The organism is Methylomonas sp. EFPC3 (assembly GCF_029643245.1).
Classification (GTDB): domain Bacteria; phylum Pseudomonadota; class Gammaproteobacteria; order Methylococcales; family Methylomonadaceae; genus Methylomonas; species Methylomonas koyamae_B.
On the sequence record NZ_CP116398.1, the window covers coordinates 2,548,290 to 2,563,273 of the forward strand.

At 58.8% G+C, this 14,984-nt stretch carries 18 protein-coding genes; 9 read left to right on the forward strand and 9 right to left on the reverse strand.

The window, feature by feature from the left end; all coding sequences use genetic code 11:
• Window positions 1-2: 2 nt before the first annotated feature.
• Genes PL263_RS11375 through PL263_RS11395 form a run of 5 tightly spaced genes read left to right on the forward strand, consistent with a single transcriptional unit; the run spans window position 3 to window position 4,414 of the window.
• Complete coding sequence (locus PL263_RS11375; protein ID WP_278209506.1) at window positions 3-1,019, forward strand: ChuX/HutX family heme-like substrate-binding protein; 1,017 nt, start codon at window positions 3-5, stop codon at window positions 1,017-1,019.
• A gap of 33 nt (window positions 1,020-1,052) precedes the next feature.
• A complete protein-coding gene (locus PL263_RS11380; protein ID WP_278209507.1) occupies window positions 1,053-1,589 on the forward strand; it encodes a pyridoxamine 5'-phosphate oxidase family protein in 537 nt (178 codons plus the stop codon).
• A gap of 17 nt (window positions 1,590-1,606) precedes the next feature.
• Complete coding sequence (locus tag PL263_RS11385; protein ID WP_278209508.1) at window positions 1,607-2,506, forward strand: ABC transporter substrate-binding protein; 900 nt, start codon at window positions 1,607-1,609, stop codon at window positions 2,504-2,506.
• Window positions 2,503-3,597: an iron ABC transporter permease gene (locus tag PL263_RS11390; RefSeq protein WP_278209509.1), complete on the forward strand. Its 1,095-nt coding sequence runs from the start codon at window positions 2,503-2,505 to the stop codon at window positions 3,595-3,597. The genes PL263_RS11385 and PL263_RS11390 overlap by 4 nt, the downstream gene beginning before the upstream one ends.
• 1 nt (window position 3,598) lies before the next feature.
• Window positions 3,599-4,414 (forward strand): heme ABC transporter ATP-binding protein, encoded by an 816-nt coding sequence (locus PL263_RS11395; RefSeq protein ID WP_278209510.1) that lies wholly within the window; start codon window positions 3,599-3,601, stop codon window positions 4,412-4,414.
• Window positions 4,415-5,272: 858 nt separating this feature from the next.
• Here PL263_RS11395 and PL263_RS11400 read toward each other — a convergent pair.
• The 4 genes from PL263_RS11400 to PL263_RS11415 form a co-directional block, all read right to left on the reverse strand.
• Complete coding sequence (locus tag PL263_RS11400; RefSeq protein ID WP_278209511.1) at window positions 5,273-5,656, reverse strand: hypothetical protein; 384 nt, start codon at window positions 5,654-5,656, stop codon at window positions 5,273-5,275.
• A gap of 156 nt (window positions 5,657-5,812) precedes the next feature.
• Window positions 5,813-6,223 carry a glyoxalase/bleomycin resistance/extradiol dioxygenase family protein gene (locus PL263_RS11405; protein ID WP_278209512.1) on the reverse strand — a complete coding sequence of 137 codons (411 nt, stop codon included), beginning with the start codon at window positions 6,221-6,223 and terminating at the stop codon, window positions 5,813-5,815.
• A 103-nt stretch (window positions 6,224-6,326) separates the two neighbouring features.
• Window positions 6,327-6,917: a Crp/Fnr family transcriptional regulator gene (locus tag PL263_RS11410; RefSeq protein ID WP_278209513.1), complete on the reverse strand. Its 591-nt coding sequence runs from the start codon at window positions 6,915-6,917 to the stop codon at window positions 6,327-6,329.
• Between the two features lie 94 nt (window positions 6,918-7,011).
• Complete coding sequence (locus tag PL263_RS11415) at window positions 7,012-7,608, reverse strand: Crp/Fnr family transcriptional regulator (protein ID WP_278209514.1); 597 nt, start codon at window positions 7,606-7,608, stop codon at window positions 7,012-7,014.
• Window positions 7,609-7,685: 77 nt separating this feature from the next.
• Here PL263_RS11415 and PL263_RS11420 point away from each other — a divergent pair, with 77 nt between their 5' ends.
• A complete protein-coding gene (locus PL263_RS11420) occupies window positions 7,686-8,132 on the forward strand; it encodes an isoprenylcysteine carboxylmethyltransferase family protein (RefSeq protein ID WP_278209515.1) in 447 nt (148 codons plus the stop codon).
• 468 nt (window positions 8,133-8,600) lie between these two features.
• On the opposite strand, the gene PL263_RS11425 is transcribed toward PL263_RS11420, so the two are convergent.
• The 5 genes from PL263_RS11425 to PL263_RS11445 all read right to left on the reverse strand — a co-directional run bounded on the left by PL263_RS11425 (window position 8,601) and on the right by PL263_RS11445 (window position 10,890).
• Complete coding sequence (locus PL263_RS11425) at window positions 8,601-9,173, reverse strand: phosphoglycerate mutase family protein (protein WP_278209516.1); 573 nt, start codon at window positions 9,171-9,173, stop codon at window positions 8,601-8,603.
• Entirely contained in the window at window positions 9,170-9,664 is a 495-nt protein-coding gene (locus tag PL263_RS11430) for a cupin domain-containing protein (protein WP_278209517.1), read from the reverse strand. The genes PL263_RS11425 and PL263_RS11430 overlap by 4 nt, the downstream gene beginning before the upstream one ends.
• A gap of 291 nt (window positions 9,665-9,955) precedes the next feature.
• Window positions 9,956-10,249 (reverse strand): hypothetical protein, encoded by a 294-nt coding sequence (locus tag PL263_RS11435; RefSeq protein ID WP_278209518.1) that lies wholly within the window; start codon window positions 10,247-10,249, stop codon window positions 9,956-9,958.
• Between the two features lie 12 nt (window positions 10,250-10,261).
• A complete protein-coding gene (locus PL263_RS11440) occupies window positions 10,262-10,510 on the reverse strand; it encodes a hypothetical protein (protein ID WP_278209519.1) in 249 nt (82 codons plus the stop codon).
• Window positions 10,507-10,890, reverse strand: a complete 384-nt coding sequence (locus tag PL263_RS11445) for a hypothetical protein (protein ID WP_278209520.1) — start codon at window positions 10,888-10,890, stop codon at window positions 10,507-10,509. Before PL263_RS11445 ends, PL263_RS11440 begins: the two co-directional genes overlap by 4 nt.
• Before the next feature lie 316 nt (window positions 10,891-11,206).
• Here PL263_RS11445 and PL263_RS11450 point away from each other — a divergent pair, with 316 nt between their 5' ends.
• From PL263_RS11450 to PL263_RS11460, 3 genes are all read left to right on the forward strand, one after another.
• A complete protein-coding gene (locus PL263_RS11450) occupies window positions 11,207-13,408 on the forward strand; it encodes a TonB-dependent siderophore receptor (protein ID WP_278209521.1) in 2,202 nt (733 codons plus the stop codon).
• Between the two features lie 66 nt (window positions 13,409-13,474).
• Window positions 13,475-14,185, forward strand: a complete 711-nt coding sequence (locus PL263_RS11455) for a PepSY-associated TM helix domain-containing protein (RefSeq protein ID WP_278209522.1) — start codon at window positions 13,475-13,477, stop codon at window positions 14,183-14,185.
• Between the two features lie 3 nt (window positions 14,186-14,188).
• Complete coding sequence (locus tag PL263_RS11460) at window positions 14,189-14,872, forward strand: Fe2+-dependent dioxygenase (protein ID WP_278209523.1); 684 nt, start codon at window positions 14,189-14,191, stop codon at window positions 14,870-14,872.
• Window positions 14,873-14,984 lie beyond the last annotated feature (112 nt).

Consider the following 14,984-nt stretch of genomic DNA (forward strand, 5'->3'; position numbering starts at 1 on the left):
ACATGATGCTGAATACGACCGCTACCCAAAACGCCAGCGCCGCCTACGAATTGAAACTGGCCTGGCGCGACCTGTTGGCCGACCACCCCCATCTGCGGCCGCGCGACGCAGCCAGCAGCCTTGGCGTCAGCGAGGCCGAACTGGTCGCGACCGGCTGCGGCGACAACGCCGTTCGGCTGCGTCCGGACTGGCCGGCCCTGATCGATGCCGTCGGCGGGCTCGGACCGGTGATGGCCTTGACCCGCAACGATGTCGCCGTACACGAAATAACCGGCCGGTACGAACGGCTGCGTTTGTGCGGCGATCTGCTGTTGGTGTCCGGGCATAACCTAGAACTGTGCCTGCTGACCGGCCGCTGGCATTCCGGCTACGCGGTGACCGAGCAAAGCCGGATCGGTCCGCGGCAAAGCCTGCAGTTTTTCGACGCCGAAGGCGAGGCCGTGCACAAGATCTACCTGACCGAACAGTCCGATGCCGGGCGTTACCGGCGCTTGGTCGCCAGCTTCGCCGCCGCCGACCAATCACCGACGGTAGAGCCCCTGAATATTGCCAGACCCACCGATATCGACTGGGCGACAACCGAGCGCCTGCCGGAGTTATGGCAGCGTCTGAGCCGGCCGCTGGCCGGCCGGCTGCAAACCGTCGGCTTCATTTCCGGGCAACAATTCCGGGAACTGCTGCAGCAATTGGCGCGGCTGGCGATGCCGCTGCAAATTCTGGTCCCCAGCCCCGGCGCGCTGCAATTGCACACCGGCCCGGTGCAGAACCTGCGGATTACCGAGCCTTGGTTCAACGTGCTGGACCAGGGCTTCAATCTGCATCTGAACGAAAAAGGCGTGGCCGAGACCGCCATCATCCAACTCGGCCACGGCCGGCACACGCTGCGCGGTTTGCTGTTACGCGACCGCCTCGGCTACACCGCAGCGACCGTTTTCGGCGCTTACGACCCCGTCGACGGTGAGAGTCTGTTGTGGCAGGAATTCATCGACGCCCTGCCCGGCAATCGTATTTTCAATTAACGGCCCGGTCGTCTCCGGGCACAGGATAAGACCATGAATCCAAAAACGATAGACCTCGACCAAATCCGCCAAAGCTACAGCGCGTTGGCGCAAAGCTTTTCCTCGGTCTTGCTGGCCACGGTCAGCGCCGACGGCGAACCCGAAGCCAGTTATGCCGCCTATCTGCAACACGACGGCGACTACTACATCTACGTCAGCGAGCTTTCGGCCCACACCCGTAACCTGCTCGCCAACGGCAAGGTCTGCTTGCTGTTCCTTGAGGACGAGGACAAGGCCACGCATCTGTTCGCCCGCCAGCGCGTCACCTACCACTGCAAGGCCGGCGAAATCGACCGCGACAGTGCTGCCTTCGACGACCTGATGAGTCTGTTCGAAGAAAAATTCGGCGCCTTCATCCGCCAGTTGCAGAGTATGCAGGACTTCCATTTGTTCCGCATCCAGCCGCAGCGCGGCAGCTTTGTGCAAGGCTTTGCCAAGGCTTTTGCGATAGAAGGCGACGATCTGAGCCAAATCCGCCACATGAACGATGTCGGTCACAAGTCCCGCGCACCGATCGAAGCGCCGGCATAAGCGGCAGGGATTTGCAGATGAAACTCAGCCTATCGCTAGGCCTTGCCGGCCGAAGCGCAGTCGCCGCGCTGGTCTGGCTGGCGGCCGCCACGCCGGTATCGGCCGCCGCACCGGCCCGCATCGTTTCGGTCGGCGGCGCGTTAACCGAGATTGTCTACGCCCTGGGCGGCGAGGCGCGCCTGGTCGGCGTCGACAGCACCAGCCTGACCCCGGACGCCGCCAAAGCGTTACCGCAAGTCGGTTACATGCGCACGCTGTCCGCCGAAGGCGTGCTGTCGCTGCGCCCCGACTTGCTGCTGGCCAGCGCCCACGCCGGGCCACCGGCGGTATTGGCGCAATTGCACGCGGCCGGGGTACGGATCGAAACCGTGGCCGAGGATTATTCCGCTGCCGGCATCGCCGCCAAAATCGATACGATTGCCGGCTTGCTGGAACGGCCCGAGCGCGGCCGGGAACTGGCCGGGCAAGTGCAAGCCGACTTCGCGCGGCTGGCGCAGTGGCGCGCGCAACACAGCGAACAACCCAAGGCCTTGTTTTTGATGGCGGTCGCCCACGGCGCACCGCTGGCGTCCGGCCGCGGCACCGCCGCCGACGCGGTGTTGGCGTTGGCCGGCGCCCGCAATGCCGCCGCTGAATTGCAAGGTAACAAACCTATCAGTACCGAGGCGATGATCGCTGCCGCGCCGGAGGTGATTTTGTTGACCGACGTCGCCGCCAATGCCATCGGCGGCCTGGACGCGTTCTACCGACAACCCGGCATTGCTCAAACGCCGGCCGGACGGAACCGCAACATCCGGGTTGTCGATACCTTGGCCTTGCTCGGCTTTGGTTTGCACAGCGGTCAGGCCATCCTGGATCTGGCGATGCAACTGCACGGCGAGCCGGCGGTTGCCGCCGACGCGGGTGCCAATCGATGACCGCCTGTTCCGCAACCGAGGCCGCCAGACCGAGCCAGTGGCTGAAACCAGCCTTGAGCCGGGCCGGCCTGTGTTGGCTGCTGGCGCTCCTATTATGTTTGGCGGCCTTGGCTGCGCTGGGTAGCGGCGCGGTGGCGATCTCGGCCGGCCAGGCCGCCGCGATCGTTGCCGACCGCTTCGGTATCGCCCTGCCCTGGCCCTTCGCTGCCGAGCAACAAGCGGTGCTGTTGGCGATCCGCGCACCGCGTCTGGTGCTTGGCCTGCTGGTCGGCGCCGCCTTGGCCGCATCCGGCGCGGCGATGCAGGGCTTATTCCGCAACCCGCTGGCCGATCCGGGCTTGATCGGCGTCTCCAGCGGCGCGGCGCTGGCCGCGGTGGCGGTGATCGTGCTGCGCGACAGCCTGTTCGGCGCGCTGGCCGACGCATTCGGCGCTTATTTGTTGCCGGTCGCGGCCATTGCCGGCGGCTTTGGCGTCAGTTGGCTGGTCTACCGGCTGGCCGACAGCGGCGACCGGCTGGACGTGGCCTCACTGCTATTATCCGGCATCGCCATCAACGCCCTGGCCGGTTCCGCCACCGGCCTGCTGGTTTATCTGGCCGACGACGACCAATTGCGCAGCTTGACCTTCTGGAGCCTGGGCAGCCTGAACGGTGCCGGTTGGGATGGCGTCGTGTTGGGCGCGCCGTTTTTACTGGCGAATCTGCTGCTGTTACCGTGGCTGGCCGACGCGCTGAACGCATTGCTGCTCGGCGAGGCCGAAGCCGGCCATCTCGGCTTTCCGGTGGAACGGATCAAGGCCGGGGTGGTGGCCTTGGTCGCGCTCGGTGTCGGCGCGGCGGTGGCCTTGTCCGGCGTGATCGGCTTCGTCGGCCTGGTGGTGCCCCATCTGTTGCGGCTGGCGTTGGGTCCGGATCACCGCTGGCTGTTGCCGGCTTCCGGCTTGCTCGGTGCCTTGTTGCTGATCTGCGCCGACTATCTGGCTCGCAGCTTGGCGGCGCCGGCCGAGATTCCGATCGGCATCGTCACCGGCCTGCTCGGCAGTCCGTTTTTTCTGTGGCTGCTGTTTCGGCAAAAACTGATGGGGCGTTGACATGCTGCAAGCAATCGATCTGAACTTGCGCGCCGGCCCGAAAACCTTGCTGGCCGGCGTGACGCTGCAACTGCGTCCCGGCGAAGTGCTAGCCGTGGCCGGCCCCAACGGCGCCGGCAAATCCAGCCTGCTGCGGGCCTTGAGCGGCGAACTGGCACCGAGCGCCGGCCAAGTGCTGATGAACGGCCGGCCGCAAGCCGACTGGCCGCCCAAGCAAGCGGCGCGTTTGCGCGGGGTGTTGCCGCAAAGTTCCGGATTGGCCTTCCGCTTTAGCGTGCGTGACGTGGTCTTGATGGGCCGCAGCCCGCAACGTAAAACCCACAGCGCCGCGCAAAATCTAGCCATCGCCGACCAAGCTTTGGCGCTGACCGACACCGGCCATCTGGCCGAGCGCATCTACACCACGCTGTCCGGCGGCGAGCGGCAACGGGTGCAATTGGCGCGAGTGCTGGCGCAAATCTGGGAGCCGCAACACCCGCTGCAGCGCTACTTGCTGCTGGACGAACCGACCTCGGCGCTGGATCTGGCCCACCAACACGCCGTGTTAGCCATCGCCCGCCGTTTTGCCGACAGGCAACAGGCCGGGGTATTGGCGGTGTTACACGACCTGAACCTGGCCGCGCTCTACGCCGACCGCATCGCCCTGCTGCACCAAGGCCGCTTGGCCGCCGTCGGCACCCCGGCGCAAACCTTGAACAGCGCATCGATCCGGCAAGTGTTCGATTATCCAGTCAGCATCGCCAGCCACCCGCAACACCCGCAGGCGCTGTTAGTAATACCGCAACGGCAAGCCGCGCCCGGCATGCCGGCGCGATGAGAGAGTCGGTCCATGGGGCTGGCGCTCACTTGAGCCGAGGAATACCGGTTTTAGCGTGTTCGGAGGAATGCGTTAACAAAAGCCGCCAGGGATGGCGGCACCTTTTTGTGAGAAACCAACGGCTAACGGGCTTGGGGGCTGTGGATTGGAGGTGGAACGGATAACGAAGACCGTGACGCGAACGACCCCAAGTTGACATTTGAAGCATTGCGCTCAATGTCGGGAGGGCTTCAAATAGCAGCCATTCAACGTAAAAGTAAGGGGCGCGCCGGGGCAAAGTTTAACAAAGCCAGCGAACCCGAAAAAATAAGAAAGGTTAACAAACGCCTACGTCCGGCGCGTCCCTTTGACTACCATGTTAGGCTACTTTCGCCAATGTTTAACTAAATTCCCAAATTCCGTTTTTTCGAAAAAGTGACCTCGAGGCCATAAGATACTAAAGGACTGACCTTCATTTTGAAGTTCATTGGCATCTACACCTTTCCGATACGCCCATCTGCGCCATAAGGACACATGTAATGTCGACGTCTTCGATGCACTCGACATCGATCGAGTCGTCGTGATTAGACAGTTGGAGCACTTTCAGTATCGAGTAGTCGAACTGATAGAAGTACCCGTGTATCGTGTCAACGGCGCTACGGTCCGTCATGCGCTCATCCCCAACAGATTACCGAGGAGTCGAAGTCGGTAATGAGGTGAAGAAACAAATCGACTTGCCATATCTGGGAACCCAGTTGTTTAAGCCCAACGCCCAGGTTAACCGGCGCCGGAGGCCGAAGGGCACCAAAGCTGGCCATAAAAATGGCGAAGCCATGGCCAGCTTTGGCGTCCGCGTTGAACCGCCAGTTAGGCGACACTTCAACTCTGGCGACCCAAAAGGGTGCCTGCGCGCTTGGCAATTTCTGTGAGAGTTCGATGGGTGGCTTGAAGGTCTTCGATTGGTAAATCACCATAGAGACGTTGTGTCATTCCTTCAACTTCACCGCTCAGGCGGATAAACACCGCTTTGCCGCTTTCCGTGTGCGCAAGAACATCGTCTTGGTTCTTGGCAATAAGGCCGGCGCGCGTCAGTCTGCCTATCGATTCGTGACCATCCGCTGCAGCGGCGATGATATGGCCAGTAATCTGCCGTTGAACCACGTCATCGGATTTCAAGGGTGCGCCGCTGGTGAAGGCTAGAACTGTCCATTCGGCAAACGAAAGATTGACATTTTGAAGTTTTTGCTCAAGCAGTGCGCGCATGGAGCGTTCTGCAGAACCAACGGACCTGGTGAGTGGGGGGAGTTGCATCGAATTTCTCCAGAGTTGAAAGTGATTGCCATTGACGCCTAAAGTAGAGCTAAGCCGACCGCGGAAGCGGGTCGGCTTGAGCGTATTGTTGGGTGATCTGCACCTTAATCAGCCAACAGACGGGATCGCCGACGAGTCCATCCACATCGCCTCCCACACATGCCCATCGGGATCGGCGAGATTCCGGTTGTACATGAACCCGAGATCCTGTATCGGATTGATGTCGGCCGTTCCGCCATGTTTCGCGGCTGCATCGTTCATCCCGTCGACGGCCTCCTTGCTGTCGCAAGAAATCGCCAACATCACTTCGCTCGAGTTCATGGCAGGAATGGGGCGATTTGTGAAGCTGCGCCATTTCGCGTGGGTGAGCAACATCACGTTGATGGTCTCGCTCCATACCATGCAGGCTGCGGTATCATCGCTGAACTGCGGATTGTTGACGAAGCCTAGGGCTTCGTAGAAGGCTTTGGATTGCGGCAGGTTCGTCACCGGTAGGTTCACGAAAATCATCTTGGTCATTTTAAGTCTCCGTTAGTTGCAACAAGCTACGTGCTTGCCGAACCAAAGATTACAGATACGACTGCACTAACGCATTGATGTTTGTTAAGACTTCACGCCTAGCCTATCCCACGCCTAAAGCGATTGCTTTCCTGATGCGGCTGAGGCTCTCGGGAGTGATACCCAGCCATGCCGCGATGTGATGCTGCTTCAAGCGCCGGTGCAGGAGCGGTTCCCTGCTTATGAAATCACGATAGCGCTTCATCGCGTCGTTATGCCGGAAGGATATCTCGTCCGGCTCCTTTTCGACGATCCAATGACGCTCCATGTACCGGATGTAGAAATCCGCAATGTCGGGGAACTCCGTTACGAGCGCTCGAAACGCCGCAAACTCATACTCAAGGACAGTGCTGTCCTCGATTGCGGTGATTGTGAATAGGCTTGGCTGCCCAAGCAAGGTCGCGCTGACTGAGGCGGCGATGCGGTTCTCCGGAAAGAAGTATTTGATGGTCATATTGCCCTCTGGACCGACATAATGCTGAGAGAACAGCCCTTCGACGACAAAGGCAAATGTGGTTGGTACAGTTCCCGACAGAATAAACGACTCGTCTTTGCGGTAATGTCTTGGTCGAAGAAGCGATGTCCAAGCTTGCTCCGCCTTCTTCGAGAGCTTTGTATAGGTACGGACTTTCTTGAACAAAGCATCCGTGGTCATGTTATGACGCCCAACGTCGAGGGTAAGGGGCGCTGCGCTTTATCGCGCAGCGTCCCAGCGACCAGAGGGAGCGCCTTGACCGCAGGGTTGGGCGTCATGCGAGTCTCCCTTGAGCTTTGAGGCGAGTCCGAATTCGGCTGAGTGCAACAGGGGTGACCCTGATGTAGCTTGCAATGTCGTGTTGCCTAATACAGGCCACAAGTTCAGAGTGCTCGCCGAGGAAACCGAGATATCGCTCTTCGGGCGAGTGTGTCAGAAGCTCCAACTCGCGTTTCTCTTTTCGCTGGCCGTAGTGCTTGAAAGCAGTGCTTAGCGCGCGTTGCCATTCGATGTGACTATCTGCCAGTTGCTGAAGCCTGCGATACTCAATTATTTCAATCGTGGATTCGGTCACAGCATAGGCGGAAAAGTTCGTTACCCCACCATCTTCCAGCGCCATGAGGCTTGCGAAGCAGATACCAGCTTCCGCGAATCCTTTGATCCAAGAATCGCCAGCCGGCGTTTCATACACAAGCTTGATAACACCCAAGTTGACAACGAAAGCGAAGGGCATGCTTTCACCGACGTGGAATAGCGCATCACCCGGCTTGAGTCGGCGTTGGGTTGTGGCGGGAATCAGATCATTCATGACCGGCAGATCTGAACCCGCCAAGCGCCTAAACACTTCAAAGGTGGATACGTAGGTGCCCATGCCGTTAACTCAGGTTATCGCGGCCCCATGCTTGTGTAGGCAAACTAAGCGGATCATGCAACCCAAAGGAGATCGCTGTGCGTTTTTTGCTTCTTCCCCCTATCGTCGTGCTCATGTCTGCCGGCATCATGTTTTTGCTCCATGTAGCAGTTCCCATCGTACAACTGGTGCCACGACCAGCAAATTTTGCGGGTCTTATCCTGGTTGTTGCCGGATTAGGCATTGCAAATTGGCATGCGCGCCTATTCCGGCGCATCGGCTCCAACATAAACACTTTTGGAGAGCCTGGGCGATTGACCACAGAAGGTTTGTTTCGCCGAACAAGAAATCCAATGTACCTTGGAATGATCGTTTTTTTGGCCGGGGTGGCGTGTATGCTCGGGTCAATTTCGCCCATGGCTGGGCCTCTTGGTTTCTTCATTCTTGCGAATTATTGGTACATACCGCTCGAAGAAAGGGCTATGGCGTTGAAATTTGGCAATGAGTATTTTGAATATCAACGCTCGGTTCCTCGCTGGTTGTGATGCAAGGCGCTTTCAGATGATGCCCAACAAGTTATTAGATAGTTCCGTATATCTACCATAAAAGCTGCGCTGCTCCAATAAATTTGTGATTAGCAAGGATTTTTCCTTTCTGTATATCATTCACACTGCGTCCAAATCAGCTTTGGAGGTTGCCATGTTAGCCGTTCCCGCATCTCTTAGCCAGGCATTTGAAACACAACTCAATCAGCTCGGTAGGATGCGGTAAACAACGTGCACCGCATCGTTCTCGATTGGTGCGGTTCGTAAAAACTCACCGCACCCTACGCCTGCTTTTGGCTGGGAGCAGTCTTTGGCATTTCCCATTCGTTTGTCGGCTTATGACCGATCACTGCCCTCGGCAGCCTTAAGATGCACTTATCGAATGTAACGAACAACGAGATACGCATCGTTCGCGAGCTACCGATATTAAGGCGCCGCCTCGCCCGACACATCCTCTAGCCCCACGTATCAATTCACCTCGTAAACGGCGTAAGCCCAATAGTCCTTGCCGGGGCGCAGGCTGCAGCGCCAGCCCTGGGCCCGCAGTTCGCGGCCGATCAAATGGTTCATCACGCCGTGTCCCACCAACGCTACGCTGCCGTGAATCCGGGCAAGATCGATCAGGCGTTGCGCGGCCGAGCGGGCACGGCGTTTGGCTGCGGCGTAGGATTCGCCGTTGCGGGAAAAGCCGGCCAGCCAGAGCAGGCGCAGCACGGTCAGCCACACGGCCGCCGGCAGGCGAATCCGGCCATGGCGAAAGTGCGGCAATTGGGCTTCGCCGAACAGGGCATCGGCGACCGGATTTTCCCCCAATCCCAGTGCCTGAGCCGATTGCCGGGAACGCGGCAGATCGCTGCACAAGGCCATGCCGATGTCTTTTAGCACTGCGCGGGTTGTCGGCGGCGGCGCATCGACGATGCCGGCGACGCGGTAAGCATCGGCCAAGCGCGCCAGATCGGTCGCCCGCAAAATGCCGGTCAGCGCTACGCTCGGCCGGCCGTGCCGCAGCAAAACGATGCGTGCGGGTGTTGGCGCCGTCATGGATACGGCTCGCCGTTGTTATGGGTAAACTGCCAACCGCCGGCCGTGCCGACTGCCCGCAAGTCGTCGTCCGGATATTCGACCCGGTCGCCCGGCGTGCGGTCGCCGATTTCCAGATAGAGCACGTCGTCCGCCGATTCGTTGACCAAGCGATGGGCGTTGCCGCTGCCGGCCTGGAAGCCGGCGCACATGCCCGGCGCCAGCCGTGTCGCGCCCTCGTCGGTATAGAGCGTCGGCGTACCCTGCAGTATGTAAATAAATTCGTCCTGCTTGGCGTGGGCGTGGCGCAGGGCGGAAATCGCGCCGGGTTCCAGTTTGGTCAGGTTGACGCCGAAGTTTTGCAGCCCGAACACGTCCCCGAGCGGCGTCTTTTCCCGCCCCGCGAAGCGGGTGCCATGTAGATCGAGAATGGCTTGGGGATACAAGGATTTTCGCGGTCGCGGCGGCACTTGCTCGGCGGCAACGGCGACGGGGAACGGTAGTTCGGTCATTTGGATAACTCCGGAAACGAGCGGCAAGGCAACAGATTAGCCGACAAACCGGGCGCAGGTAAAATCGGTCTGGCGGCAGTTGTAACTGTACTGCGGCTTGTTCGCTCCGTTATGGGTGGGTTCGAGGCGGGGATTGCTTGGTGTTGGACTCGGTCTATGCGCTCGATTGGCGATCTACCCGCTGCAAGAAAGCAGCGCGAGGGTTTGCGCGATTGAGACGGCGCTGTTGCAGGACGATTCTAAGGGGTTGTTGCCATTCGGGCAGCAGCGGCCAAGCGCGAACGGCATCCGCTATTTCGGATCGCGGCGTCGGGCAACACTGGGTTTGAAAAACGCGCGCCATACTTCCGCCGGTTCGGCGCGGCCGGTCAATACCCGATCGATGGTGCTCCTGTTGGACTTAACGAAAAGCCCCAGGGCGATCAGCACCAATAGTGCGGCGACCCCAAGCACTGGCGCCGCATCGCTTTGCAATGCCTCGGCGATTTTGACGCCGGCTTCCGGAAACAGGACCTTAACGACGAAGTTGCAGCCTATCGTTGCCGATAAAATGGCGATGACAAGCGCCTGCGGGTGGTAACGCATCGCTTCGCCCGGTTAATTCAAACGCTGGCTGGGCTTGATCACGGTAAAGCCGGCGCGTCTGGCCTTGTCCTTATCGCCGCCGGTTCTGGCCTGGATTGCCGCATCGGCCAACGTGTCGGCCAGCCCGAGAAAATCGGCCACTTCAAACCGCATCGTCAAATTCTGCACGTGCAAGTGGACGACGCCGCATTCGCGGCAAATCTGGACCTTACCGAATTCGGTGGCCGCCAGATATTCATGGTTGCAGGGTTTCTTACTCATCGCTCGCTCCTTAATTTAAGAGAAAAATCCGCCAAAGCTTGCCGACCACCCAGTTTTGCGGCGGCCAGCGATAAAAACATCTTCCAGACAATTTGCTTGGACCCCAGATCCAGACAACGAAAATCGGTGGCGTGCAGTTGGCCTGTTTCGACCAGCGTTGCAAGTACGTCCGGCGCAATCGCCAGATTGACGCAATCCGTTTTGTCCCAAAATGAAAATAGTCGTTTCACGATTGCTAACAGGCAGTGAATTTGAATTAAATGATAATTATTCTCATTTAAGTCGTAAAGCACTTTTCCCTCTCTGCGCGAAATTATTTTTTTCAAAGCGCGCAACAATGCCAAATCAGGCCCAGGTGCGAGCGAAGCGATAGCGGCCAAGCTTCAGGTAATTCCTGATTTTGGCGGCAGATTTTTCACTCCGAGCGGACTCTGGGGCCGGCGTATCTGAAATGGAAATTTAGGGTCTGGGCGAAGCCGTTGCGACTCAGCAACAATTGACAAGCAAATCGAAACACATAAAATGAGAATCGTTATTATTTGAGAACGATTTCAATTACGCTCCGTGCAGCATCTTTCTCAGAGCATTGCGCTCCCGCCCGAATTAGCGCGCGAGACCAGCATTGCAACACCTTTATAGCCACCCAGCGTTCCTCGCCAGGCAGCCAACCGAATTTATGCCAACTTAGGGGAACGTATGTCAGACACCAAACCACTCCGTAGCAAATCCGGCAACGCCAAATGGCGGCTGGGCGTCCTTCTGCCGCTCGGCGCCGCCTTGAGCGGCATGGCCTTAGCCGAACCTACAGCCAACACCGTTGCCGACAATGACCAGGAACTCGTGCTCGACGACGTTAAAGTCAAAGCCAACCGCGATAAACCGGTCAACCGCTTCAAGGCCGACACGTCTACAACCGGCAGTAAAACCGAAATGGCGATTCGCGATATCCCGCAATCGATCAGCGTGGTCAAGGAAGAACTGATCGAATCGCAAAATGCTTTTAATTTGCGCGATGCGTTGCGTAACGTTAGCGGCCTGACTATCGCTGCCGGCGAAGGCGGCCGCACCGGCGACTCGATTACGTTGCGCGGTTTTTCCGCCAATTCCGACCAATATCTGGACGGCGTCAAGGACAACGGCCAATACGCCCGCGACACCTTCTTTATCGAGCGGGCCGAAGTGCTGAAAGGTGCCTCGTCGATTCTGTTTGGCCGCGGCGCAACCGGCGGCGTGATCAACCAGGTGTTCAAAAAACCCACCGGCAAAACCGGAGTCACCGGCAGCTTCACCTACGGCCTGTACGACTTCAAACGCACCACCATCGACGCCGAGACCAAATACCAGGATCTGGGCGCGCGCTTGAATGTGCTGTACCAGGATGCCGACTCGTTCCGCGACTACAACTACACCAACCGCTGGGGCATTGCGCCGTCGTTCAAATGGGATATCACGGCCGACACCGACCTGACCTTGAATCTGCTTCATCAGCAGGAGGACGGCGTATTCGACTATGGCGTGCCGATGTATAAAGGTCGGCCGGCCGACGTGCCGATCAATACCTTCTACGGTTACTCCGACAACCGGATGATGGACACCGATGTCAACGTCGCCACCGTGGCCTTGACCCACCGCTTCAACCAGGATTTCTCGGTGAAAAATACCGTGCGTTACGGCGACTACGAACGTAAATACCTGACTCACTTATTCTCCTGTCCGAGCACCGGTGTCTGCGTGCCCACCAGCGGCGCCAACGCCGGCACCATCAACCGTAGCCAGGCGCTAAGGTTGAATACGCAGGAAAATATCTATAACCAGACCGACTTCGTTTATAAGAAACCGTTGTTCGGCCACGTCAATACCTTGATGTTCGGCAGCGAGTTCGGTTGGGAGGAGTACGATTTCAAATCCAAAAACTCGACCGGCTTGACCCGGATATCGGTGTTCGATCCGCGTATCACGGCCAGCACCAGCGGCCTGGCTTACGATTTCAGCGGCTTTCTGGCCACCAACCGGCTGACCCGGGCGCAAACCTATGCCGGCTATTTGATGGACCAATTCGAAATTACACCGGAATGGAAAATCCTGGGCGGCACCCGTTACGACGTGTTCGAAGCTCAGCAGATAGACCGGATCAGCACCGGCAATTTCGATACCAGCGTGTCGCAATGGAGCCCGCGCGGCGGCATCATCTGGCAACCCAGCAAGGAGCAGTCTTACTACTTCAGCTACGGCAAGTCCTTCAATCCATCGGCGGAAAGTCTGAGCTTATCGGCCAACAACGCCAACCTGCCGCCCGAACAAAATAACAACTATGAAATCGGTGCCAAGTGGGATTTATTCGACGGCCAACTGTCGGCCACTGCTGCGGTATTCCGTCTGGAAAAAACCAATGCCCGCACCACGTCGCCCGACCCCACTCTGCAAATGCTGGCCGGCGAGCAACGCACCGACGGCTTCGAGCTAGGTTTGGCCGGACAAATCATGCCGAATTGGGATGCGTCGATCACCTATGCCCACCTCGATGCCGAAATCACCAAGTCGACCTCTACCGCGAACGGATCGGTCAGCGGCGCGGTCAAGTCGTTCCTGGGCATGACGCCGGTCAACGTACCCGAGGATAGCGGCGTGGCCTGGACTACTTACCACCTGACCGACAACTGGGAAATCGGCGGCGGCGTGTTTTACGCCAGCCACCGTTACGCCGATAACGTCAACGAAGCGGTTTTGCCCGGCTACGCCCGCTTGGATGCGGTAGTGGCTTACCACCAGAAACATTACGATGTGCAACTGAACGTGTTCAACCTGACCGACACGGTGTATTACGAGTCCGGCCAACAAAACTCGGCGCTGCCAGGGACACCGGTATCCGGCCAGTTGACCGTCAGTTTTAAATATTAACCGCTGCGAAAAAATGTCCGAATCGACGTTTCCCGCTGACTAATTTTGCTCTTACCCATGATTGCCATGAATAGCATCACCGACACTGTACCCACGCCAGCCAACCGCCCGCCGAAAAAAACCAACGGCGGCTATTTATTCCTGCCCAAAAATCTTTCGCGCGGCGCTTTTTTGAAATGGCTGCGCCGCACCCACGCCTGGTTCGGGCTGTGGGGCGCGGCGATGGGTTTGCTGTTCGGTTTTACCGGGATTTTGATGAACCACCGCGAGGTGATGAAAATTCCGATCGGCCGGATGGAGCCCAAGGAAATCCAAATCGCCTTGCCCGAGCCGAAACCGGCCGATCCGAAAGCGCTGGCGGCCTGGCTGGGCCAGACGCTTAACGTCGACACCAGCCACGCCAGAGCGCGAAGAGAACCGGGCAAGATCGTGACCTGGAATAACCAGGCCGTGCAACAGCCGGCCTCGTGGCAGATCAATCTGCGCAACCCGCAACATATGTTGTCGGCCGATTACTGGGAAGGGAATGCTTTTGTCACGGTTAAACAAAGCGACGCCAATCTGCTGCAAACCCTGAACAATCTGCACAAGGGCGTCGGGATGGGCGTGGGCTGGGTGTTGCTGGTCGATACCCTGGCCGGCGGCCTGATTCTGCTCAGTCTGACCGGCACGTTATTGTGGACGCGATTGCACGGTAATCGGCTGGCCGCGGCCGGTTTGGGCTTGGGCTCGTTGAGCCTGATGCTGTATTTCGCCATTGACGCGATCGGAGCTTGAGCCATGCTGATCGAAATTCCGCAGGTGCTGAACCCGGACGAACTCAGCCGAGTCCGCGGGATTCTGGCCGATGCGGCTTGGGCCGACGGCCGGATCACGGCCGGCAGCCAGTCGGCGCAAGTCAAAAACAACTGGCAGTTGCCGGAACAATCCTGCCAAAGCGCGGCGGCCCGCACTATTTTGCTGGACGCGCTGAACCGCAACGCCTTGTTCCTGTCTGCTGCGCTGCCGAAGCGCATCTTCCCGCCCCTATTCAACCGTTACGAAGGTGAACACAACACCTTCGGCAACCATATCGACAATGCGGTTCGGCATTGTCCGGTCAGCGGCCAGCGGGTACGCACCGATTTGTCGGCGACGATTTTTTTGGCCGATCCGGACAGTTACGACGGCGGCGAACTGGTGATCGAAGACACCTACGGCCAGCATGCCGTCAAGCTGGCCGCCGGCGACATGGTGCTGTATCCCGGCTCCAGTCTGCACCGGGTGGAGCCGGTGACGGGCGGCGCCAGGGTGGCGTCGTTTTTCTGGCTGGAAAGCATGGTGCGCGAAACCGAACGCCGCCGGCTGCTGTTCGAAATGGACATGGCCATCCTGCAGTTACGCAACACCGGTGGCGACAGCGAGCCGGTGGTCAATCTGACCGGCTGCTACCACAATCTACTGCGGATGTGGGCTGAGGTTTAAGCGCGCATCCCGACTTTCTAGCGGCGGCTGACCGGGACTCGGTTTCGAGCCGTGCAACCTATTGTGCCGCTATCGGCTACACTTGCCGACATCCGCAACCCGCGCTCGAAGC